This window comes from Leifsonia sp. 21MFCrub1.1 (assembly GCF_900107895.1).
Lineage (GTDB): Bacteria > Actinomycetota > Actinomycetes > Actinomycetales > Microbacteriaceae > Leifsonia > Leifsonia soli.
Genome location: NZ_LT629867.1, coordinates 933,485 through 953,741, shown reverse-complemented (window position 1 = coordinate 953,741; position 20,257 = coordinate 933,485). Strand labels below are relative to the sequence as shown.

Here is a 20,257-nt window from a genome sequence, read left to right as displayed (position 1 = left end):
AGGAAGAACGATGAAGTACATGATGTTCGTGGTCACCGACTCACAGCGGGACACCGTGTCGGACGAGTCCGACGTCGACGTCTGGGTGGACGAGCTGGACGCCAACGGCAAGCGCCTGATCGGCGAAGTGCTGCAGGCTCCGTCCGAATCGCGCGTCGTCCGCGTCCGCGACGGCAAGCGCTACGTGACCGACGGGCCCTTCGCCGAGACCAAGGAGTGGATCTGCGGCTTCGACATCCTCGAGGTGGAGGACCTGGATGAGGCGATCGAGATCGCGTCCCGGCACCCGATGGCGCGCAACGGCCAACTCGAGCTGCGTCCCTTCATGCAGTGGGAGGAGACCGCCGGGGCGTGAACGGTCGGCCGGTCGTCGTCACGTCCGCGGGCGCTGTCCGCGGACGCGACGACGGCCGCGTGTCCACCTGGCGCGGCATCCGCTACGGGGAGCCGCCGACCGGCCGCCTCCGCTGGCGTGCGCCCGTCCCCGCCGCACCCTGGAGCGGCGTCGCCGACGCGGTCGCCTTCGGACCAGCAGCCCCGCAGAGACCGAACCCGGCCGTGCCGCTCGGACCTCCGGGCGAGACCCGGATGGACGAGGACTGCCTGTTCCTCTCCGTCACGCGGCCGTCCGGGGAGCCGGCGTCCGACGGTCTGCGCCCGGTGATGTTCTGGCTGCAGGGCGGCGCGTACGCGATGGGCGCATCCAGCCAGCTCCTCTACCGCGGCGACCGTCTCGTCACGGGAGGCGACGTCGTCCTCGTCACGCTGAATCACCGGCTCGGCGCGCTCGGCTTCCTCGACGTCCGCAGCGTCGGGGTGGACGACGCCGAGACGAACGTCGCCCTGCGGGATGTGCTGCTCGCCCTGCGCTGGGTGCGCGAGAACATCCACGCGTTCGGCGGCGACCCGGATGCGGTCACGGTCTTCGGCCAGAGTGCCGGCGCCGGACTGGTCACCGCTCTGCTCGCCTCCCCCGCCGCGACGGGGCTGTTCCACCGCGCCATCGCCCAGAGCCCTCCGGCCGGTTCGATGTACGGACCGGAGCGCGCGGGCACAGTCGCCCGGGCGTTCGTCGAGCGACTGGGGGCGGGTGCGGCCGGCGACCTGCGCCGCGTCCCGGTCGAGACGATCGTGGATGCGGGTGCGGCCGTCTACACCGCGATCCCGCGCGAGCACCCCGGGATGCTCGCCTTCGCCCCGCTCGTCGGCGACGACCTGCTCCCCGAGGCGCCGATCCGCGTGCTGAGCGACGGGCGCGGGATGCCGATCCCGCTGATCGTCGGAAGCACGCACGACGAGGCGACGCTGTTCCGCCTCATGCGGTCGCCGCTGCTCCCGATCCGGCGGACCGCCCTTCGCCGAATGCTGGACGCCATGCGCTCCGAGCAGCAGCGCGCCGGAGTGACCTTCCCGGAGCGCGAGCAGGTGCTGTCGGCTTACGGCCGCCGCCGGCCGGCACGCGGCGTCCGCGTCGCCACCGACATCGCCTTCCGGATGCCCGCGCTCTGGGTCGCCGCCGGTCACAGCGCCGTCGCGCCCACCCACCTCTACCGGTTCGACTTCGCCCCTCCGCTGCTCCGGCTCACCGGGGTCGGTGCGGCGCATGCCACGGACCTCCCGTATGTCTGGGGCGAGTTCGACGCCCTCCCGCGCGACCCGTCGTTCCTGCTCGGGGGTCGCGGGGTCGCCGAGCGGGTGTCCGAGCGGATGCGCGGCCGCTGGACGGAGTTCGCGCACGGCCGGGGGCCCGGCGCGGACTGGCCGGCGTACGAGTCGCGGCGCCGGGCGACGCTCGTCATCGGTGCGGACGACCGAGTGGTGCCCGACCTCGATGCGGGCCTGCGGGCCGGGTGGGGCGAGCAGGTCCTGACGTTCGGGTGACGGCTCCCTCTAGACTCGGCGCCATGCTCGTCATCCCGCTGCTCGTCATGACGCTGTTCGTGTTCGCTCTGGTGGACATCATCCTGCGACCGAGCGACCAGGTGCGGCACCTGCCCAAGCTGGCGTGGGTGTTCATCGTCATCCTGCTTCCGCTGATCGGCAGCGTCCTGTGGTTCGCGATCGGCCGCGAGTACGGACCGTCCTCCGCGCGGCCGCGCACCCTGCGGATGCCGGCCGTTCGCACGGAGCCTGCCGCTGCATCCACCAGGGACGACAGCGCTCCGAGCAGCACGGAGGCGCAGCTCGCAGCCCTCGAACGCGAGATCGCGGAGGCCGAGCGCGACCAGCGCATCAAGCGGCTCGAGGAGGAGCTGCGGCGGCGCACCGACGCGGGTGGGACGGCCTGACACTCCCCCCGGCCGCCGCGGCATGCTGAGCGGGTTCTGAGGGCCGCGTCATGCGCGCGCGCCACACCTCGTCCCTTATGGGTAAGGACGGCAACGTCGAGACGCCCACGGACGGGGGAAACAGAATGGCCGACAACACCACAGCGGACCACGCGTCCGGTCGCATCGCGCGGCGCGAGGCGGCGAGGATCCAGCTCCGCGGAGCCATCGCGGAGGAGTACGCGGCCAAGCTTCCCGATCTGTTGACGGTGGCCGAGTTCGCCCGGTTCGCGGGCATGACCATCGCGCAGGTCCGGCACGCGACGACGATCGGCGAACTCGTGATGTCGATCCGCGACGGCCGGCGTGGCATCGCGCCCGCCGACAACGTCGCGTTCCTGCTGCGGGAGCGTCTTCTCCGGCTGCCGGTGCACCAGCCGTCGTGGGAGCGCAGGGACCCGCGGTCGCTCGCCGTCAGCGAGGCGGTCTACGAGCGCGTCTGGGATGTGGCGGTCCGCTACGACACCACGCCGACCGACGCGCTCGACCGGCTGCTTCTGGCGGCCACGCACGCGGTGCGCTCTCCGCGCCCGAGCGTGTCGGTGAGGCCCGGACGCCCCGGAGCACATGACGCGACGGAGCCGGCTGCGGGACTCGAACCCGCGACCGCTCGCTTACAAGGCGAGTGCTCTACCAACTGAGCTAAGCCGGCGGCGGCGGTCACCCGCCGAGCCCATCCTAGGGCAGCGGGCGCTGGCACCGGATCAGGGGGACGGGGTGGGCGTCGGAGTGCCGGTCGACGAGTACTCGTCGCCCTGCGCCTGCAGCACGAACGCCTTGAAGTCCTCCGCGCTCGTCAGCGACCCGGTGTACGGCTTCCCGTTCACGAGCACCAGGAGGGCGTTCGTCATCTTCTTGACGTCCGAGTTCGGGATGGGCCCGCTCAGAGCACGGTCGCTAGCCGATGTCACCCACGTCTTGAAGCGTCCTTCGTCGATGCAGGAGTCGATCTCGCTCGTCCGGGTCGCACCGGCCGCATCCACCCGCTTCTTGAGCACATCGTCGCTCAGTCCGGGGCCGCCCTCCGCGGGCTGCTTCTCGAAGAGCGCCGCGTTGAACTTCCAGAACGCATTGGGGTCGTAGTTGGCGACGCAGGCGGCCGCATTGGCCGCACGCAGGGAGTACTTGGTGCCCGCGGAGTGGCTGGTGTAGATCGCGACGGGATGCATCTCGACCGTCACCGCGCCGTTCTTCACGAGCGGCTCCAGCTGCTTCAGGTTGGTGCGCTGGAAGTCGCCGCACAGCTTGCACAGGTAGTCGGCGTAGATGCGGATGTCGACCGTGCTGCCCGCCGGGTCCGGCGAACTGGCGACCGGCTTCGCATCCGCGGCCAGTGCGGTGGTCGTCTTGACCTTCAGGCCCGATCCGACGACGACGCCGTCACTGGCCATGTTCTTCGGACCGGGGACGGTGGGGCGGATGGCGCTCACGATCACGACGGCGACGATGGCCACGACGGCGAGCACTCCCACGACGATTCCGCCGGACAGCAGCAGTCGGTTCCTGCGGTCCTTGCGCTGCTGCGTCGTGCGGAGCTGTCGTGCCTTCTCGCGCGCAGCCGCGCGGACATCGCTGTTGCGACTGTCGTCGGGATCGGTCATAGGGCTCATATCTTCCGGATACTGCTCTCGGGTCGAACGGGCCGCGCGGGGGGACGCAGCGGATGGTGCACCGCCGGCGCACACAACCGGGAAAGCGTAAACCGCCAGTCTGGGAATCGACCAGACGGGGGCTGGACGCGCGGGTACAGCGGAAGCGCGCGGCTCCGGGCGCTCCCGGCGGGTATCCGCACGTCCGGGTGGGGCTCCGGTCGTGAGCATGTCCGCCGATGCCATATTATGGCCACGTGGCACCGACGCCCATCGGACGTCGACGCCACGTTCATCCATTCACAACGGATCGTCCGGCACGTACCTGCCGGTGAAGGAGACACAGAAGAAAATGGCGACAGTCACCTACGACAAGGCGACCCGGCTCTACCCGGGATCGACCCGCCCCGCCGTGGACGCACTGGACCTGGAGATCGCAGACGGGGAATTCCTCGTTCTCGTCGGTCCCTCCGGTTGCGGCAAGTCCACGTCCCTCCGCATGCTCGCGGGCCTCGAAGAGGTCAACGACGGCAACATCTTCATCGGCGAGCGCAACGTCACCGACGTGCCGCCGAAGGACCGCGACATCGCGATGGTGTTCCAGAACTACGCGCTGTACCCGCACATGACCGTCGCCGAGAACATGGGCTTCGCGCTCAAGATCGCCGGTGTCGGCAAGGAGGAGCGCGCCCAGCGCGTCCTCGAGGCCGCCAAGCTGCTCGACCTGGAGCCGTACCTCGGCCGCAAGCCGAAGGCCCTCTCCGGTGGTCAGCGTCAGCGCGTCGCCATGGGCCGCGCGATCGTGCGTTCGCCCCAGGTGTTCCTCATGGACGAGCCGCTGTCGAACCTCGACGCGAAGCTCCGTGTGCAGACCCGTACGCAGATCGCGTCGCTGACCCGCCGTCTCGGCGTCACCACCGTCTACGTCACGCACGACCAGACCGAGGCTCTGACCATGGGCGACCGCATCGCGGTGCTCAAGGACGGCGTCCTGCAGCAGGTCGGCACCCCGCGCGACCTGTACGCGCAGCCGAACAACGTCTTCGTCGCCGGCTTCATCGGCAGCCCGGCCATGAACCTGTTCACGGCAGACGTCACCGACGGCGGCGTGAAGTTCGGTTCGGCCGTCGTGCCGGTCGAGCGCGACACCCTCGCCGGCGCCGGCCAGTCGGTCACCATCGGTGTCCGCCCGGAGGACGTCGTCGTGTCGAACACCGAGGGCAGCGGCCTGAAGGTCACGGTCGACCTCGTCGAGGAGCTCGGCGCGGACGGCTACCTGTACGGCCACTCCGAGGTCGACGGCAAGCGCACCGACATCGTCGGCCGCGTCGACGGCCGTGTCCACCCGAACGCGGGCGACACGGTGTTCATCACCCCGAAGCCGGGCCACGTCCACGTGTTCAACGCGGAGTCGGGCGAGCGCCTCGGCGGAGCTGTCGTCGACTAAGGTCCAAGAAGCGATTCCTCACTCTGCCGCAGTCCGGATCGGGCTGCGGCAGAGTGCTTTGCGCCAGAGAACACCGCCCCACCACCGACCGGAGGACCACCGTGGCCGGATCCGTCAACATCACCGCAGCGACCGTCGACCCGGCGCTTCTCGACCTCCCGTGGAACGTGCCGCTCGATGAGTGGTCGAACGAGCACATCGCGGTGCTTCCGAAGGGCATCAGCCGTCACCTGGTGCGGTTCGCGAACCTCTCCGGCTACGTCATCGCCATCAAGGAGACGACGGCGGAGATGGCGCAGCGCGAGTACGACATGCTGCGGACGCTGCAGCGCCTCGACGTGCCCTGCGTCGATCCCGTCGCGGTGATCAAGAACCGGACCGACGACAACGGGACTCCTCTGAACGCGGCCCTGGTCACCCGGCATCTGAAGTTCTCGCTCCCCTACCGGGCACTGTTCTCGCAGACGCTGCGGCCGGACACCGCGACCCGCCTGGTCGACGCCCTGGCCGTCCTGCTGGTGCGCCTGCACATCGTCGGCTTCTTCTGGGGTGACGTGTCGCTCTCGAACACCCTGTTCCGTCGCGACGCGGGCGCTTTCGCCGCCTACCTGGTGGATGCGGAGACCGGTCAGCTCTACGAGGGCGGTCTCTCGAACGGCCAGCGCGAGAACGACCTCGAGATCGCGCGCGTCAACATCGCCGGCGAGCTGATGGACCTGGAGGCCGGCGGCCGGGTGGATGAGGAGCTCGACCCGATCAGCCTCTCCGACGGGATCGTGGCGGCCTACCGCAAGCTCTGGAAGGAGCTGACGGGCAGCGAGTCGTTCTCGTCGTCGGAGCGGTGGCGCATCAGCGAGCGTGTCGAGCGCCTGAACGAGCTGGGCTTCGACATCGAGGAGCTGGCGATCAAGACCTCGGAGGAGGGCACGAAGGTGCGCATCCAGCCGAAGGTCGTGGATGCCGGTCACCACCAGCGCCGCCTGCTGCGCCTCACCGGCCTCGACACCGGCGAGAACCAGGCTCGTCGCCTGCTGAACGACCTGGACTCGTACGCGGCGACCCTCGGCAAGGAGGGGCTGGACGAGGAGGCGATGGCCCACGAGTGGCTCATGCGCGTGTTCGAGCCCGTCGTCCGCTCGATCCCCGCCGACCTCAAGGGCAAGCTGGAGCCGGCGGAGGTCTTCCACCAGTTGCTCGAGCACCGCTGGTTCATGTCGCAGAAGGAGGGACGCGATGTTCCTCTGGCGGAGGCGCTGACCTCTTACATCAACGACATCCTGCGCCATCGACGGGACGAGGCGACCGTGATCGCCCCGCCGACGGAGACCATCAGCATCCCGGTGCTGGGCAACGGGGCCGCGGCGGACGACGAGGACGAAGACGACTGGCGCTCGAAGGTCTGACGCTGAGCCCTCTCCCCGGCTACTTCGCTGCGCGCGCCTCGGCTCGCAGCTTGGCGATCTCGTAGAGTGTGACGCTCGCCGCGATGCCCGCGTTGAGCGACTCGGTCGCCGCGCTGATGGGGATCGAGACGACCGCGTCGCAGGTCTCGGTCACCAGGCGCGACAGTCCCTTGCCCTCGCTGCCGACGACGATCACCACCGGCCGGTCGGCGAACGACAGCCCGGGAAGGCTGACGTCGCCGCCGCCGTCGAGGCCGAGCACGAAGACGCCGGCCTTCTTGAAGTCTTTGAGGGTCTGCGTCAGGTTGGGCGCCATCGCGACGGGCGTACGCGCCGCCGCGCCCGCCGACGTCTTCCACGCCGCCGCCGTCATGCCGACCGACCGGCGCTGCGGCACGATCACGCCCTGGCCGCCGAATGCCGCCGCCGACCGGATGATCGCACCGAGATTGCGCGGGTCGGTGATGCCGTCGAGCGCGACGAACAGCGGCGTCTCGGATGAGCGCAGAGTCCGGTCGAGCAGCTCGCCCGGGTGGGCGTACTCGTAGGGCGGTACCTTCAGGGCGACGCCCTGGTGCACCGCGTCACGCCCGGCGAGCCGATCGAGCTCCGGCCGCATCACCTCGAGGATCGGGATGCCCCGGCCGGTCGCGATCGACAGGATCTCTTTCATGCGGTCGTCGAACTCCACCCGGGCCGCGACGTACAGGGTCGAGGCCGGGATGTCGGCGCGCAGGGCCTCGAGCACCGAGTTGCGGCCGGTGACGATCTCGCTCTCGTCTCCGCTCTTGGCCCGCCGCGACGCGCCGGAGGCGCCACGCGGCGCGGTGTCGCGCCCGCTCCGTGCGGCCTTCGCCGCCGCGCGCTCGCGCAGCGCCTTGGCCTTGCCGGCGGGGTGATAGTCGCGGTCCTCCGCCTTCGGCGTCGGGCCGCGGCCCTCCAGCGCCTTGCGGCCGTGGCCGCCGGTGCCTACCTGGGCGCCCTTCTTGCTCTTGCGCACCGCCCCGGCGCGGGGCTTTCCACCCGAGTTCTTCATGATCCGATGCTCCAATGCGACCCCGTCGGGGTGTCTTCGATGGTGATTCCTGCCGCCGCCAGCTCGTCGCGGATGCGATCGGCTGCGGCGAAGTCGCGTGCGGCCCGTGCCGCCTGCCGGTCGGCGAGAAGCCGCCCGATGAGCTCGCCGAGCGCCGACTCGGCGACCGACGAGCCGCCGGTGCGCCACTGCGGCGACAGCGGGTTGATGCCGAGCACCTCCGTCATCGCGAGGACATGCCCGCGCGCGGTGGCCGCCGCCTCCAAGTCTTCCGCATCGAGCGCCGCGTTGCCTGAACGCACGGTGTCGTGCAGCACGGCGAGCGCTTGCGGCACCGCGAGGTCGTCGTCCATCGCCTCCGCGAAGGCCTCCGGAACGATCTCGACGCCGTGCCCGGCGAACCGCGTGCCGGACAGCCGCCGCTCGACCCGCTCGAAGAAGCCGGCGATGCGGTCGAGCGCCGCCTCGGCCTCGCTCAGCGAGCCGTCGTGATAGTCGATCGTCGATCGGTAGTGCGCCGACCCGAGGTAGTAGCGCACCACCAGCGGGCGGGCGGCGCCCAGCAGATCGGCCGCGTAGACCGAGTTGCCGAGCGACTTGCTCATCTTCTGACCGTTGACGTTCACGAGGCCGTTGTGCACCCAGTAGTTCGCGAACGCGTCCCCCGCTGCCGTGGACTGCGCGAGCTCGTTCTCGTGGTGCGGGAAGCGCAGGTCGAGGCCGCCGCCGTGGATGTCGAACTGCGGCCCCAGATAGCGGCGCGACATGGCCGAGCACTCGATGTGCCAGCCGGGACGGCCGTCGCCCCACGGCGACGGGAAGGCCGCCGACGGCGGCTCGTCTTCTTTGCGGCCCTTCCAGAGGGCGAAGTCGCGGGGGTCGCGCTTCGCTCGCGGGTCGGCGTCCGCCGCCGCCTCCATGTTGTCGATGCTCTGCCGGGTGAGCTCGCCGTACGACGGCCAGCTCTTCACGTCGAAGTACACGTCGCCCGAGCCGTCGGCCGCCGCATAGGCGTGGCCGGCGTCGATCAGGCGCTGGATGAGCTCCTGCATCTGCGGGATGCTGGCGGTCGCCCGCGGCTCGTACGTGGGCGGCTGGACGCCGATCGCGCGGTAGGAGTCCGTGAACTCCAGCTCGAAGCGGTAGGCGAGCGCCCACCACTCCTCGCTGCCGCCCTCGGCCTGCCCGGCCGCGGCGTTGACCAGGATCTTGTCGTCGATGTCGGTGACGTTGCGCACCAGGGTGACGTCGAGCCCGCGGTAGGTGAGCCACCGCCGGAGCTGGTCGTAGACGAGGGCCGATCGCAGGTGCCCGATGTGCGGCGACGACTGCACGGTGGGCCCGCACACGTACATACCGACCTCGCCGTCCCGCAACGGGACGAAGTCGCGCAGAGCGCCCGCCTTGGTGTCGTAGAGCCGAAGAGTCACGGCATAAGCCTACGGGCCGCACCGCGGCCGCCGCTCCGCCGTGACCGAGTTGGGGAAAACAGCGCCTCACCGCGGACTGTGGACGGATTCAGCCCAGCAGCAGCGCCGTCGCCTGCGCGGTGACGCCCTCGCCGCGTCCGGCGAAGCCGAGGCCGTCGGTCGTGGTGGCCCCGACCGACACCGGCGCCCCGAGGATCGCGGACAGCCGGTCCTGCGCCTCCTGCCGCCGCGGAGCGAACTTCGGCCGGTTGCCGACCAGCTGCACCGCCACATTGCCGATCCGGAAGCCGGCTCCCTCCACCAGCCGCCGTGCCTCCGCGAGGAACACGTCGCCGTGGGCACCGGAGAACCGCGGATCGCCCGTCCCGAACACCCCGCCGATGTCGCCGAGACCGGCGGCCGACAGCAGCGCATCGACGATCGCGTGAGCGACAGCGTCGCCGTCGCTATGACCCGCGAGCCCCGGCTCCCCCGGCCAGTGCAGCCCGGCGAGCCACAGCTCCGCCGTCGGGTCGAAGGCGTGCGTGTCGCTCCCCGTTCCGATCCTCGGGGTCGCCGAGCCCGCGAGCAGTTCCTCGGCCCGCCGGAGGTCCCACGGCGTCGTCACCTTGAAGGCGTGCGCGTCGCCCGGCACCACATCCACCCGGAAGCCCGCGGCGGCCACGAGACCGGCGTCGTCCGTCTCGTCGCTCTCCGCGAGCGCGTACGCCGTCAGCAGCTGCTCGCGTGGGAAGCCCTGCGGCGTCTGCACCGCCGACAGCGCCGAGCGGTCGACGGTCTCGTGGACCTGACCGTCGCCGCCGATGCGCTTCACGGTGTCGCTCACCGGCAGACCGGGGACGACCCCGTATCCGCGCTCGACCACCGCGTCCACCACCGCGTCGAACAGCGCGGAGGGAGCGAGTGCCCGCGCCGCGTCGTGCACGAGGACGATGTCGGCGTCCGCATCCACCACGACCAGCCCTTCGGCGACCGACGCCTGCCGGGTCGCACCGCCAGCGACCACGGCGACCGTGCGGCCCATCACCGCCGCCGCAAGGACTCCGGCCTCCTCCACCCGGTCCGCCGGAGCGACCACAATCGGGTCGGCGACGTGCCGCATGCCGCGGACGGCATGGAGCGACCGCTCCAGCAGGGTGAGCCCACGCAACGGCACGAAGGCCTTGGGGAGTTCCGCGCCCAGGCGCGTGCCCGATCCTGCTGCGACGACGACGACCGCGACGCGCGGTCCGGGGATGCTGTCCACCCGTCGAGCGTACCCGGCGGCCCGCCCTCCGGACACGACGAAGGCCCCGCCGCACGGAGCGACGGGGCCTTCGAATTCGTCAGGAGCGCCTAGGAGGCCAGCACCTCGTCGAGCAGGGTGGACGCCTTCTCGTCGTCGGTCTTCTCGGCGAGCGCGAGCTCGGAGATCAGGATCTGGCGGGCCTTGGCGAGCATGCGCTTCTCGCCGGCGGAGAGGCCGCGGTCCTGATCGCGACGCCACAGGTCGCGGACGACCTCGGAGACCTTGATGACATCGCCGGAGGCGAGCTTCTCCAGGTTGGCCTTGTAGCGGCGGGACCAGTTGGTCGGCTCCTCGGTGAACGGAGCGCGCAGCACCTCGAAGACGCGGTCGAGACCCTCGCGGCCGATGACGTCGCGCACACCGACCAGATCGACGTTCTCGGCGGGGACCTCGATGGTGAGGTCGCCCTGCGTCACGTTGAGCTTGAGGTACAGCTTCTCTTCACCCTTGATGATTCTCTTCTTGACTTCGGTGATCGTTGCGGCACCGTGGTGCGGATAGACGACGGTCTCGCCAACCTCGAAAAGCATAGATTTGTTGTCCCTTCAGCAATGAATAGGATACCACACGAGGCACATGCTAAGGTTCGCCCTCACGCCTCCCGACGGCCGGGAAGACCCCTCCTCATGGGATAGAGTTGCAGGGGAAAATCACCGGGAGGGTCATTCAGTGAAAGCTCGAGTCGCGGCGTCCGTCGCCCTCGCCCTGGCCGTCGCGTTCGGCACCGCGGGATGCGGTTTCATCGCCCCACAGGCCACCACCAAGCACTACGACGCGAGCGACGGCGTGAGCGGGAATGTCGGCTCGATCGACGTCCGCAACGCGATCATCGTCACCGACGCGAAGAACGGCACGGTCGGCAACCTCGTGGTGACCCTCGTGAACACGGACACCAAGAGTCACCGCGTCGCCATCAGCGCAGGAGACCAGAGCTCCAGCGCGGCGTACGTCACCGTCCAGCCCGGCCAGGTCAAGCAGCTCGGCCAGGACCCGGAGAACGGCGGCCCGAGCAACGTGCTGATCCCCGAGTTCACGACGAAGCCCGGCGCGCTCTTCCCCGTCTACTTCCAGTACGGCGACGAGACCGGCGTCAACCTCAAGGTGCCGGTGCTCGACGGCCAGCTGCCCGAGTACTCCAGCCTCGTGCCGCCGACGATTCTTCCGGCCGCGCGGTAACCACCGCCCGGCACCCCGGACAGCAGAAGCCGCCCCGCGCATCGCGCAGGGCGGCTTCTCTCGTCGGTGGCCCTCAGGCGTTGAAGCGGTACCCCAGCCCGCGCACGGTCACCAGCATGCGCGGCTCCGAGGGGCTCTCCTCGATGCGCGACCGGATGCGCTTGATGTGCACGTCGAGCGTCTTGGTGTCGCCGAAGTAGTCGCTCCCCCACACCCGGTCGATCAGCTGGCCGCGCGTGAGCACGCGTCCCGCGTTCCGGAGCAGCAGCTCCAGCAGCTCGAACTCCTTCAGCGGCATGGAGATCTCGGCGCCGTTGACGGCGACCGTGTGGCGGTCGACATCCATGCGGACAGTGCCGGCCTCCAGCACGCCGTCGTCCTGCTGCTCCTCCTCGTCGACCCGGCGGCGGAGCACAGCACGGATGCGCGCGAGCAGCTCGCGCGACGAGTACGGCTTCGTGACGTAGTCGTCGGCGCCCAGCTCCAGCCCGACCACGATGTCCACCTCGGAGTCCTTGGCGGTCAGCATGATGATCGGGACATTGGACCGGGTGCGGATCTCGCGGCACACCTCGGTGCCCGGGATGCCGGGGAGCATGAGGTCGAGCAGGATGAGGTCGGCGCCGTCGCGGTCGAACGCGGCCAGCGCTGACGGGCCGTCCTCCGCGATCTCCACCTCGTAGCCCTCCCGCTTCAGCAGGTACGCGAGCGGCTCGCTGAGCGAGGCCTCGTCCTCGACGAGCAGGATGGATGTCACTGGTTGTCTCCTATCGGGGGTCGGACACTGGATGCCTCGGGCAACCGGATCGTGAACGTGGAGCCGCGGCCCGGCTGCGACCAGACGCGCACTTCGCCGCCGTGATTCTGGACGGCGTGCTTGACGATCGAGAGGCCGAGGCCGGTGCCGCCGGTGTTGCGCGACCGCGCCTGGTCGACGCGGAAGAAGCGCTCGAAGACACGGTCGAGGTCCTCCTCGGGGATGCCCTCGCCCTGGTCGGTCACCGCGATCTCGACCACCCCTCCCGTGCTGCGCACGCCGATCCCGATGCGGGAGTCGTCCGGCGAGTACTGGATCGCGTTCGAGATCAGGTTGTGGACGGCCGTGACGAGCAGGTTCTCGTTGCCGATGACCTGCGCCTCCTTGTCGCCGCGCATGGCGATCTCGATGTTGCGGGTCTCGGCGGCCACGCGGTTCTGGTCGATGGCGGCTTTGACGACCTTGCTGGCGGACAGCTCGGTCGCGTCGCCGAGCGCGTCCGTCGCCTGCAGCCGGCTCAGCTCGATGATGTCCTGGGTGATGCGGGCGAGCCGCTGCGCCTCCTCCGAGAGCCGCATGGCGAACCGGCGAACCTGCTCCGGGTCGTCGGACGCCCCGTCGAGCGCCTCGGCGAGCAGGCTGACGGCTCCGATGGGCGTCTTGAGCTCGTGGCTGATGTTGGCCACGAAGTCCCGGCGCACCGCATCCAGCCGGTACGACTCCGTGCGGTCCTCGGCGAGGAGCAGGATGTAGCGCGAGCCGAGGCGGGCGACCCGGACGCTCAGGTGGATGCCGGCGTCGCCGAACGGTCCGCGCGAGAGTTCGCACTCCTCGGTGAGCGACTCGCCGCTCCGTCTGACCCGGTCGACGAGGTCGACGAGGTGCGGATGCACGAGCGCGCCGTTCCAGACCAGGCCGATGGCGTGCGCGCCGGGCGACGCCTTGATGACGTTGTTGGACGGGTCGAGCACGACTCCGGCCGACTCGAGCGCGTCCAGCACCTGGTCGACGCCGTCGGGCACCGCCGGGTTCACCACCTCGGCGGCGTGGTGACCGCGTCGGGCCGCGATGTGCAGGATCCACACGAAACCGGCGCCGACGGCGAGCCCCAGGCCCAGCGACAGCAGCACCAACCAGGTGGAGTCCATGGCCCCAAGCGTAGGTGATGCCGATGCACGCGCATGGACGGATACCGCCACCGGCCGCGTGTTTTCGCGGGTACGTTAGACAGTGTTCAGCCGCGCGGCACCGTTTGTTAACCTGCCGCGGCGAACATGCAATACGGGGTCAGAAGGCCCCGACATCCCGCGTGCCCGCGCACGCCAGGAAGGACCACACCCCATGCGCGAAGTCTTCCAGCAGGAGCTGGCGGAAGTTCAGGACCGCCTCGTCGAGATCGCCGAGCTGGTCGTCCGCTCCATCCAGAATGCGACGGCTGCGTTCAACGAATCCGATGTGACGCTCGCCGAGGACGTCATCGCGAACGACCACCGCATCGACGAGCTGACGGTTCTGCTCGACGAGCTCTCCATCCAGATCCTCGCCCGGCAGCAGCCGGTCGCGCGCGACCTCCGCATCGTCGTGAGCGCGCTGCGGATCAGCGCCTCGCTCGAGCGGATGGGCGACATGGCCGAGCACATCGCGCAGCTCGCGCGGTACCGGTTCCCGGACAAGGTGGTTCCGAAGAGCCTGCGCTCGACGTTCGCCGAGATGGGCCGCCTCGACGTGCAGATCGCGCAGAAGCTGGCCGAGCTGCTCCGCTCGCAGGACATCCGGCTCGCCGACGAGATCCGCAACGACGACGACGACATCGACGAGCTGCACATCAGCGTGTTCGACAAGGTGCTCGGTGAGACGTGGAAGGGACAGGCGGTCGACACGGTCGACGCGACCCTCGCCTCCCGCTACCACGAGCGCTTCGCGGACCACGCGGTCTCGATCGCGAAGAAGGTGCAGTACCTCGCCACCGGCGACTGGGCTCCCGAGCTCGCCTCCTGACCTCACCACCTCGGCGACCCCCGTCGAGTACGCAAAAACTGCACGTCGACACGGCTTGTCGCGTGCAGTTTTTGCGTACTCGACGGAGGGTGTGTGGGACTACTTCTTGCCCTGCGCGGCGACCGCGGCGGCACCGGCGGCGGCGGCCTCCGGGTCGAGGTAGTACGACGGCTCGAGCGGAGTGAAGTCCTCGCCGAGCTTGTAGACCAGCGGGATGCCGGTCGGGATGTTCAGGCCGGCGATGTCCTCGTCGGAGATGCCGTCGAGGTGCTTCACCAGGGCGCGCAGCGAGTTGCCGTGGGCGGTGACGAGCACCGTCTTGCCGTCGGCGAGATCACGCGTGATGTCGGACTCCCAGTACGGCAGCATCCGGGCGATGACGTCCTTCAGGCATTCCGTCCGCGGGAGGTCGTCGCCGAGGCCGGCATAGCGCGGGTCGCCGACCTGCGAGAACTCGCTGTCGTCCGGCAGGGGCGGAGGCGGAACGTCGAACGAGCGGCGCCACAGCTGGAACTGCTCGGGGCCGTACTTCTCCAGCGTCTCCGCCTTGTCGAGGCCCTGCAGCGCGCCGTAGTGGCGCTCGTTGAGGCGCCAGGAGCGCTGAACCGGGATCCAGAGGCGGTCGGCGACATCCAGCGCGTAGTTGGCGGTCTGGATCGCCCGCGTCAGCACCGACGTGTGCAGCACGTCCGGCGTGAGCCCGGAGTCGCGGAGCAGTTCGCCCGCCCGCTTCGCCTCGGCGACGCCGGTCTCGCTGAGACGCACGTCGACCCAGCCGGTGAACAGGTTCTTCTCGTTCCACTCGCTGCTGCCGTGGCGCAGGAGGATCAGGGTGTAGGGAGCGGCCATGCCACCAATCTATCGCGTCGCGGATGGCCGCGAGCGCCGCGGATACCGGCCCGCTGGCAGGATGGAGGCATGGCTTCCGGTGCGGTCGGCACGGTCACCCGTGGCACGACCAACACGAACCGGCTGCGCCGGGTCGACCGCTGGATCGCCGCGCAGCCGGCGCTGCGCCGCACCGCGGACCCGGTGGTCGTCGACCTCGGCTACGGTGCGAGCGGGGTCACCGCCCTGGAGCTGCAGCAGCGGCTGGCCCGGGTGCGCCAGGACGTCGAGGTGGTCGGGCTGGAGATCGAGCCGGGCCGGGTGCGGACGGCGAACGAGCAGCTGGCGGCGGTGCGCGACGGCCGCACGGGCTTCGCGACCGACGCGCGCATCCGGTTCGCCCTCGGCGGGTTCGAGGTTCCGCTGCCCGCCGGGCGGAAGGCCGCCGTGATCCGGGCGTTCAATGTGCTGCGGCAGTACCGCGAGGCGGATGTCGCCGGGGCCTGGGATCGGATGCGCGAGCGCCTGCAGCCGGCCGGCATCCTGGTCGAGGGCACGTGCGACGAGATCGGACGCATCTCGAGCTGGGTGGAGCTCGGCCCGGAGGGCGCCCGCACGCTGACCGTGTCGCTGCGGCTGCGCGATCTCGACGCCCCGTCGATCGTCGCAGAGCGGCTCCCGAAGGCGCTCATCCACCGCAATGTGCCGGGCGAGCGCGTGCACGACTACCTGGCGGAGCTCGACCGGCTGTGGCGCATCCACTCGCCGCTCGCCGCCTACGGCCCGAGTCAGCGCTGGATCGCGGTCGCCCAGGGGATGCGCGACGCCGGCTGGCCGGTGACCGGCGGCCGCTCGCGCTGGCGGCTGGGCGAGCTGACCGTGGCGTGGGATGCGGTGGCGCCGAACCCCTGAGCCCGCACCGGCCGCGACCGGCGGCATCGGCCGGCACCTCCCCGCACGGGCTCGCTCATGCCTCGGCCCGCGACCTCCACAGCAGCCACAGGAAGTACGGCGCGCCGATCACGGCCGTGACGAGCCCGACCGGGATCTGGGCGGGGGCGATCAGCGTCCGCCCGACCGTGTCGGCCACGCTGACGAGGATCGCTCCGAGCAGCGCGGCGACGGGGAGCACGCGGGTGTGCCGCTGCCCCACCAGCGACCGGGCCGCATGCGGCGCGACCAGGCCGACGAAGGCGATGACGCCGACGGCCGCCACCGCCGCGGCGGTCAGCGCGACCGCGATGGCGAGCAGAGCGAGCCGTGCCCGGCCGAGCCGCACGCCGAGCACCCGCGGAGTGTCCGGGTCGAGGCCGACGATGTCGAGTTCGCGGGTGGCCGCGGCGAGCAGGGGAACCGCGACGAGGAGCACCACCAGCACCGGGAGGACCTGCGGGAACGTACGCCCGTAGGTCGAGCCGGAGAGCCAGACCAGCGCCTTCGCGCCGTTGAACGGATCGGTCAGCACGATGAACAGGCTGGTCAGGGCCGTCGCCCCGGAGGAGACCCCGATGCCGATCAGGATGAGGCGGTTCTGCTCCAGCCCCCGGCGCGCGGCGAGGCCGAACACCAGCAGGGCCGCCGCGGCAGCACCGGCGAAGGCGGCCCCGCCGACGAGCCAGAAGCTCGCCAGCGGCACAGCCGTGATGACGGCGATCGCCCCGACCCCCGCTCCCCCGACCACGCCGAGGATGGCCGGCTCGGCGAGCGGGTTGCGCGAGACGGCCTGCACGATCGTCCCGGCGAGCGCCAGCGCGGCTCCGGCCAGCAGGGCGGCGGCGACCCGTGGGAGGCGCGTGTCGAGCACGAACGACACCACCCGTCCGGCGCGGCCGGTGATGCCGTTCCACACGTCTCCGAGCAGGAGGCGCGCATCCCCCAGCAGGACGGCGGCGATCACGGCAGCGACGAGGGCCAGGCAGCAGACGACGAGCGTGATGACGAAGGCACGTCTGCTGCGCAGCCGCACGGCGGCGTTCGTGGCGGTGTTCGAGGACGAATCCCGCGATCGGTAGGCGAGGAAGACGAGCACTCCCGCTCCGAAGACGGTGGTCACGATCCCGGTGGGCACCGCGACCCCGGCCTGCCCGCCGAACACCGCGCGGAGCAGCACGTCGGCGATGAGGACGACGAGCATCCCCGCCACCGCCGAGGCCGGAAGGAACGCCCGATGGCGCGCCAGCCCGGGCACGCGGGGGGCGAGCAGCCGCACGATCGCGGGCGCGCACAGCCCGACGAACGCGACAGGGCCCGCGATGGTCACCGCCACCGCCGAGAGCAGGACGGCCAGGACGACGACGGCGGCCCGGGTGGTGCGCGGGTTCACCCCGACCGAGACCGCGCCGTCGTCCCCGAGCGCGAGGATGTCGAGCCGGCGCCCGAGCACCAGCAGCCCGGCGAAGGCGACGACGGCGAGCGGAAGGAGTTGCACCACGCCGTCCATCCCGGTCTGGACGAGCGACCCGTTGCCCCAGGCGAAGAGGCCGGTCGTCTCCTGCGCGTAGAAGAGCAGCAGCATCCCGCTGACGCCGCTCAGGGCGAGCGTCAGCGCGGAGCCGGCCAGCACCAGCCGCACGGGCCCGGCCCCTCCGCGCGACAGCCCGAGGACGACGACAGCCGCGATCAGACCACCGCAGAAGGCGACCGCCCCGGCCGGCAGCACGGGCAGGGAGACGCCGAACGCGGCGACGGCCACGACGGCCAGGTAGGCGCCGGCGTTCACCGCCAGGGTGTCCGGCGCGGCCAGCGGATTCCGCGAGACCGACTGCAGGGCGGCTCCCGCCGCGCCCAGGACGGCGCCGACGACGAGGCCGGCGACCAGCCGCGGCATCCGCGAGGCGGCGAGCACCGCGTCGGCCTGCCCGGAGCCCGCACCCGTCAGGACGCGCCACAGGACGTCGGGCCCGAGCACGGCCGTGCCTTGCGAGAGGTGGATGAGCGAGAGCGCCACCACCGCGACCGCGGCCGCGCCGGCGAGCAGCGCGAGCCGTCCGCCGGCCCGGCGGCGGACGGCGACGGCCCCGCTCACGTCGTGAGGGCGTCGACCAGGGCCGCGACGTACTGCGTCATCGACGCGGGGCCTCCGAACATCCAGATGCCGTCGGGCAGCCGGTGCACCTGCCCTGACTTCACGAACGGGAGCGACGTCCACACGGCGTTGTCCTTGAGGGCGCCCAGGAACGGGTCGCTGCCGTCGGCGTCGTTCGCGATGTAGGTGAACTGCACGTCGCCGAGCGAGGTCAGGCCTTCGACGTCGGTCGCGGCGAGGCCGTACGCCTCGTCGCCCTTGAGAGTCCACGGATTGGTCAGGCCGAGCTTCTCGTTGACGTCGGAGATCAGCGAGCCGGCCGTGTACGGCCGGACCGAGACACTGTTGCCCTGGACCCATCCATCGGCGAAGGCGACCTTCGCGCCGGCGAGCCCGGCGTCGGCGAGCTTCCGCTTGCCGTCGGCGAGGGCGGTGTCGAACGACGCCAGCTCCGTCTTCGCGCGAGCCTCCGTCCCGGTCGCCTTGGCGATCAGGTTGACGTTGTCGGTCAGCTGCTCCAGCTGCCGGGAGGCGTCCGCGGAGCGGACGACCAGGACCGGTGCCACACGCTCCAGCTGGTCGATGGCCGAGTCGGAGAGGTCGGTGGTCGCCACCACCAGGTCCGGCTTCAGCGCGGCGACCGTGTCGACGCTCGGCTCGCCGCGCGTCCCGATGTCCTTCACGCCCTTCGGCAGTTTCTCCGCGGTGTCCCAGGCGCTGTAGCCCTTCACATCCGCGGCCCCCACCGGCTCGACGCCGAGCGTGAGCAGCATCTCCACCACGTTCCACTCGGTGCCGATGACCTTCTTGGCGGGCCCGTCGAGGCGGACCTTCTCGCCGCGGGCGTCGGTGATCGTCAGGGCGGCGCCGCTGTTCGTCTCGCCGCTGGCGGCTTCGGTCGTGCCGCAGCCGCTCAGCGCGATCACAGCGGCGACCGCCAGGGCGGCCACGGGCAGGTGACGTCGGATGTTCATCGGGTCCTTTCGGTTCGGAGGTGGTGGGCGCCGACGGCCCGCGTGCGCGGGGCGCCGGAGATCGGATCGGTCTCGACCTCGATACGGATGCCGTAGACGTCGGTGAGGAGAGCGGGGTCGTACACCTCGCCGGCGGTGCCCGCGGCGACGACGCGGCCGTCGCGGAGGAGCACGACGCGGTCGGAGACGGCCGCCGCCTGGTCGAGATCGTGCAGCACGAGACCGACCGTGACGCCGTGGAGGTCGGCCAGCTCGCGGACCAGGTCGAGGATCTCCACCTGGTAGCGCAGGTCGAGGTACGTCGTCGGCTCGTCCAGCAGCAGAACATCCGTCTCCTGGGCGAGGCAGCAGGCGAGCCACACGCGCTGCAGCTGGCCGCCGGAGAGCGACTCGACGCCGCGGTCGGCGAACGGCGCGACGCCGGTGAGCTCGAGCGCCCGATCCACGGCGGCGCGGCCGTCGGGGTCGGTGGAGCGGAAGCGCCGGCGGTACGGGTGACGTCCGAATCCGACGACCTCGCGGACGCTGAGGCCGGCAGGCGTCGGACGGCTCTGGGCGAGCAGGGTGACGCGGCGGGCGAACTCCGGGCGGGAGAGGGCGATGGCGTCGATCATGGCGTCCGCCTCGTCGGTGTCGCCGGTGTCGGCGGTGTCGGCCTGGGCCGGCAGCAGCACCGATCCGCTGCGCGCATCCTTCAACCGGGCGATGGCGCGCAGCAGCGTCGACTTGCCGCTGCCGTTCGGTCCGATGAGGGCGGTCACGCGTCCCCGCGGGAGCAGGAGGTCGGCGCCGTGGACGACGTCGACACCGTCGTAGGCGATGGTCACGTCGGAGGCGAGGAGGCCGGCGGTCGCAGTCACGAAGGTTAGGTTAGCTTAACCTAACTCGGTCGCCAAGCGACCGCGGAGGACAGCGCTCTCCAGCGGCCCAGCGGCCCAGCGAGACGGCGGGACGGCGAGACGACGGGACGAAAGCGTCA

Annotated in this window: 19 protein-coding genes and 1 tRNA gene; 8 read left to right on the top strand and 12 right to left on the bottom strand. The window is 70.9% G+C overall.

The window, feature by feature from the left end:
- Positions 1 to 10 precede the first annotated feature (10 nt).
- The 3 genes from BLW09_RS04465 to BLW09_RS04455 are packed head-to-tail and all read left to right on the top strand — an operon-like array spanning position 11 to position 2,288.
- Entirely contained in the window at positions 11 to 355 is a 345-nt protein-coding gene (locus tag BLW09_RS04465) for a YciI family protein (RefSeq protein ID WP_089908973.1), read from the top strand.
- Positions 352 to 1,881 carry a carboxylesterase/lipase family protein gene (locus BLW09_RS04460; RefSeq protein WP_089908970.1) on the top strand — a complete coding sequence of 510 codons (1,530 nt, stop codon included), beginning with the start codon at positions 352 to 354 and terminating at the stop codon, positions 1,879 to 1,881. The genes BLW09_RS04465 and BLW09_RS04460 overlap by 4 nt, the downstream gene beginning before the upstream one ends.
- 23 nt (positions 1,882 to 1,904) lie before the next feature.
- Positions 1,905 to 2,288 (top strand): PLD nuclease N-terminal domain-containing protein, encoded by a 384-nt coding sequence (locus BLW09_RS04455; protein WP_089908967.1) that lies wholly within the window; start codon positions 1,905 to 1,907, stop codon positions 2,286 to 2,288.
- 618 nt (positions 2,289 to 2,906) lie between these two features.
- Here the strand turns inward: BLW09_RS04455 and BLW09_RS04445 are convergent.
- Both BLW09_RS04445 and BLW09_RS04440 read right to left on the bottom strand, forming a co-directional pair.
- Positions 2,907 to 2,979: transfer RNA gene (locus BLW09_RS04445), tRNA-Thr, on the bottom strand.
- 52 nt (positions 2,980 to 3,031) lie between these two features.
- Positions 3,032 to 3,928, bottom strand: coding sequence for a DsbA family protein (locus BLW09_RS04440; protein ID WP_089908966.1), 897 nt, complete (start codon positions 3,926 to 3,928; stop codon positions 3,032 to 3,034).
- Positions 3,929 to 4,268: 340 nt separating this feature from the next.
- Here BLW09_RS04440 and BLW09_RS04435 point away from each other — a divergent pair, with 340 nt between their 5' ends.
- Both BLW09_RS04435 and BLW09_RS04430 read left to right on the top strand, forming a co-directional pair.
- Positions 4,269 to 5,363 carry an ABC transporter ATP-binding protein gene (locus BLW09_RS04435; protein WP_089908963.1) on the top strand — a complete coding sequence of 365 codons (1,095 nt, stop codon included), beginning with the start codon at positions 4,269 to 4,271 and terminating at the stop codon, positions 5,361 to 5,363.
- A 101-nt stretch (positions 5,364 to 5,464) separates the two neighbouring features.
- The gene (locus tag BLW09_RS04430; RefSeq protein ID WP_089908960.1) at positions 5,465 to 6,766 is read left to right on the top strand and encodes a DUF4032 domain-containing protein; all 1,302 of its coding nucleotides are present in this window, start codon (positions 5,465 to 5,467) and stop codon (positions 6,764 to 6,766) included.
- 19 nt (positions 6,767 to 6,785) lie between these two features.
- On the opposite strand, the gene rlmB is transcribed toward BLW09_RS04430, so the two are convergent.
- The 4 genes from rlmB to BLW09_RS04410 form a co-directional block, all read right to left on the bottom strand.
- Positions 6,786 to 7,802, bottom strand: a complete 1,017-nt coding sequence (rlmB, locus tag BLW09_RS04425) for a 23S rRNA (guanosine(2251)-2'-O)-methyltransferase RlmB (RefSeq protein ID WP_089908957.1) — start codon at positions 7,800 to 7,802, stop codon at positions 6,786 to 6,788.
- Positions 7,799 to 9,232: a cysteine--tRNA ligase gene (gene cysS, locus BLW09_RS04420; RefSeq protein WP_089908954.1), complete on the bottom strand. Its 1,434-nt coding sequence runs from the start codon at positions 9,230 to 9,232 to the stop codon at positions 7,799 to 7,801. The genes rlmB and cysS overlap by 4 nt, the downstream gene beginning before the upstream one ends.
- 88 nt (positions 9,233 to 9,320) lie before the next feature.
- Positions 9,321 to 10,478: a 2-C-methyl-D-erythritol 4-phosphate cytidylyltransferase gene (ispD, locus tag BLW09_RS04415; RefSeq protein ID WP_089908951.1), complete on the bottom strand. Its 1,158-nt coding sequence runs from the start codon at positions 10,476 to 10,478 to the stop codon at positions 9,321 to 9,323.
- 89 nt (positions 10,479 to 10,567) lie between these two features.
- Positions 10,568 to 11,050, bottom strand: a complete 483-nt coding sequence (locus tag BLW09_RS04410; RefSeq protein ID WP_089908948.1) for a CarD family transcriptional regulator — start codon at positions 11,048 to 11,050, stop codon at positions 10,568 to 10,570.
- Between the two features lie 139 nt (positions 11,051 to 11,189).
- On the opposite strand from BLW09_RS04410, the gene BLW09_RS04405 reads away from it, so the two are divergent.
- Positions 11,190 to 11,696 (top strand): hypothetical protein, encoded by a 507-nt coding sequence (locus BLW09_RS04405; protein WP_089908946.1) that lies wholly within the window; start codon positions 11,190 to 11,192, stop codon positions 11,694 to 11,696.
- A gap of 73 nt (positions 11,697 to 11,769) precedes the next feature.
- On the opposite strand, the gene BLW09_RS04400 is transcribed toward BLW09_RS04405, so the two are convergent.
- Together BLW09_RS04400 and BLW09_RS04395 are read right to left on the bottom strand one after the other, a co-directional pair.
- The gene (locus tag BLW09_RS04400; protein WP_089908943.1) at positions 11,770 to 12,453 is read right to left on the bottom strand and encodes a response regulator transcription factor; all 684 of its coding nucleotides are present in this window, start codon (positions 12,451 to 12,453) and stop codon (positions 11,770 to 11,772) included.
- Positions 12,450 to 13,601: a sensor histidine kinase gene (locus BLW09_RS04395; protein WP_089908940.1), complete on the bottom strand. Its 1,152-nt coding sequence runs from the start codon at positions 13,599 to 13,601 to the stop codon at positions 12,450 to 12,452. Before BLW09_RS04395 ends, BLW09_RS04400 begins: the two co-directional genes overlap by 4 nt.
- Positions 13,602 to 13,794: 193 nt before the next feature.
- On the opposite strand from BLW09_RS04395, the gene phoU reads away from it, so the two are divergent.
- Positions 13,795 to 14,451 (top strand): phosphate signaling complex protein PhoU, encoded by a 657-nt coding sequence (gene phoU, locus BLW09_RS04390; RefSeq protein ID WP_089908937.1) that lies wholly within the window; start codon positions 13,795 to 13,797, stop codon positions 14,449 to 14,451.
- 99 nt (positions 14,452 to 14,550) lie between these two features.
- Here phoU and BLW09_RS04385 read toward each other — a convergent pair whose 3' ends face one another.
- Positions 14,551 to 15,300 carry a phosphoglyceromutase gene (locus BLW09_RS04385; RefSeq protein WP_089908934.1) on the bottom strand — a complete coding sequence of 250 codons (750 nt, stop codon included), beginning with the start codon at positions 15,298 to 15,300 and terminating at the stop codon, positions 14,551 to 14,553.
- A gap of 69 nt (positions 15,301 to 15,369) precedes the next feature.
- On the opposite strand from BLW09_RS04385, the gene BLW09_RS04380 reads away from it, so the two are divergent.
- Positions 15,370 to 16,191: a class I SAM-dependent methyltransferase gene (locus tag BLW09_RS04380; protein WP_089908931.1), complete on the top strand. Its 822-nt coding sequence runs from the start codon at positions 15,370 to 15,372 to the stop codon at positions 16,189 to 16,191.
- Between the two features lie 55 nt (positions 16,192 to 16,246).
- Here BLW09_RS04380 and BLW09_RS04375 read toward each other — a convergent pair whose 3' ends face one another.
- The 3 genes from BLW09_RS04375 to BLW09_RS04365 are packed head-to-tail and all read right to left on the bottom strand — an operon-like array spanning position 16,247 to position 20,138.
- Positions 16,247 to 18,304 (bottom strand): iron ABC transporter permease, encoded by a 2,058-nt coding sequence (locus BLW09_RS04375; RefSeq protein ID WP_089908928.1) that lies wholly within the window; start codon positions 18,302 to 18,304, stop codon positions 16,247 to 16,249.
- Positions 18,301 to 19,278, bottom strand: a complete 978-nt coding sequence (locus tag BLW09_RS04370) for an ABC transporter substrate-binding protein (protein WP_089908926.1) — start codon at positions 19,276 to 19,278, stop codon at positions 18,301 to 18,303. Before BLW09_RS04370 ends, BLW09_RS04375 begins: the two co-directional genes overlap by 4 nt.
- A complete protein-coding gene (locus tag BLW09_RS04365) occupies positions 19,275 to 20,138 on the bottom strand; it encodes an ABC transporter ATP-binding protein (protein WP_089908923.1) in 864 nt (287 codons plus the stop codon). Before BLW09_RS04365 ends, BLW09_RS04370 begins: the two co-directional genes overlap by 4 nt.
- Between the last annotated feature and the right edge of the window lie 119 nt (positions 20,139 to 20,257).

What these genes read in the sequence shown, in the direction of transcription:
- BLW09_RS04465 (WP_089908973.1), top strand. Translation starts at nt 11, where the DNA reads ATGAAGTACATGATGTTCGTGGTCACCGACTCACAGCGGGACACCGTG.
- BLW09_RS04455 (WP_089908967.1), top strand. Translation starts at nt 1,905, where the DNA reads ATGCTCGTCATCCCGCTGCTCGTCATGACGCTGTTCGTGTTCGCTCTG.
- BLW09_RS04440 (WP_089908966.1), bottom strand. Translation starts at nt 3,928, where the DNA reads ATGACCGATCCCGACGACAGTCGCAACAGCGATGTCCGCGCGGCTGCG.
- BLW09_RS04435 (WP_089908963.1), top strand. Translation starts at nt 4,269, where the DNA reads ATGGCGACAGTCACCTACGACAAGGCGACCCGGCTCTACCCGGGATCG.
- rlmB (WP_089908957.1), bottom strand. Translation starts at nt 7,802, where the DNA reads ATGAAGAACTCGGGTGGAAAGCCCCGCGCCGGGGCGGTGCGCAAGAGC.
- BLW09_RS04410 (WP_089908948.1), bottom strand. Translation starts at nt 11,050, where the DNA reads ATGCTTTTCGAGGTTGGCGAGACCGTCGTCTATCCGCACCACGGTGCC.
- BLW09_RS04395 (WP_089908940.1), bottom strand. Translation starts at nt 13,601, where the DNA reads ATGGACTCCACCTGGTTGGTGCTGCTGTCGCTGGGCCTGGGGCTCGCC.
- phoU (WP_089908937.1), top strand. Translation starts at nt 13,795, where the DNA reads ATGCGCGAAGTCTTCCAGCAGGAGCTGGCGGAAGTTCAGGACCGCCTC.
- BLW09_RS04385 (WP_089908934.1), bottom strand. Translation starts at nt 15,300, where the DNA reads ATGGCCGCTCCCTACACCCTGATCCTCCTGCGCCACGGCAGCAGCGAG.
- BLW09_RS04380 (WP_089908931.1), top strand. Translation starts at nt 15,370, where the DNA reads ATGGCTTCCGGTGCGGTCGGCACGGTCACCCGTGGCACGACCAACACG.
- BLW09_RS04370 (WP_089908926.1), bottom strand. Translation starts at nt 19,278, where the DNA reads ATGAACATCCGACGTCACCTGCCCGTGGCCGCCCTGGCGGTCGCCGCT.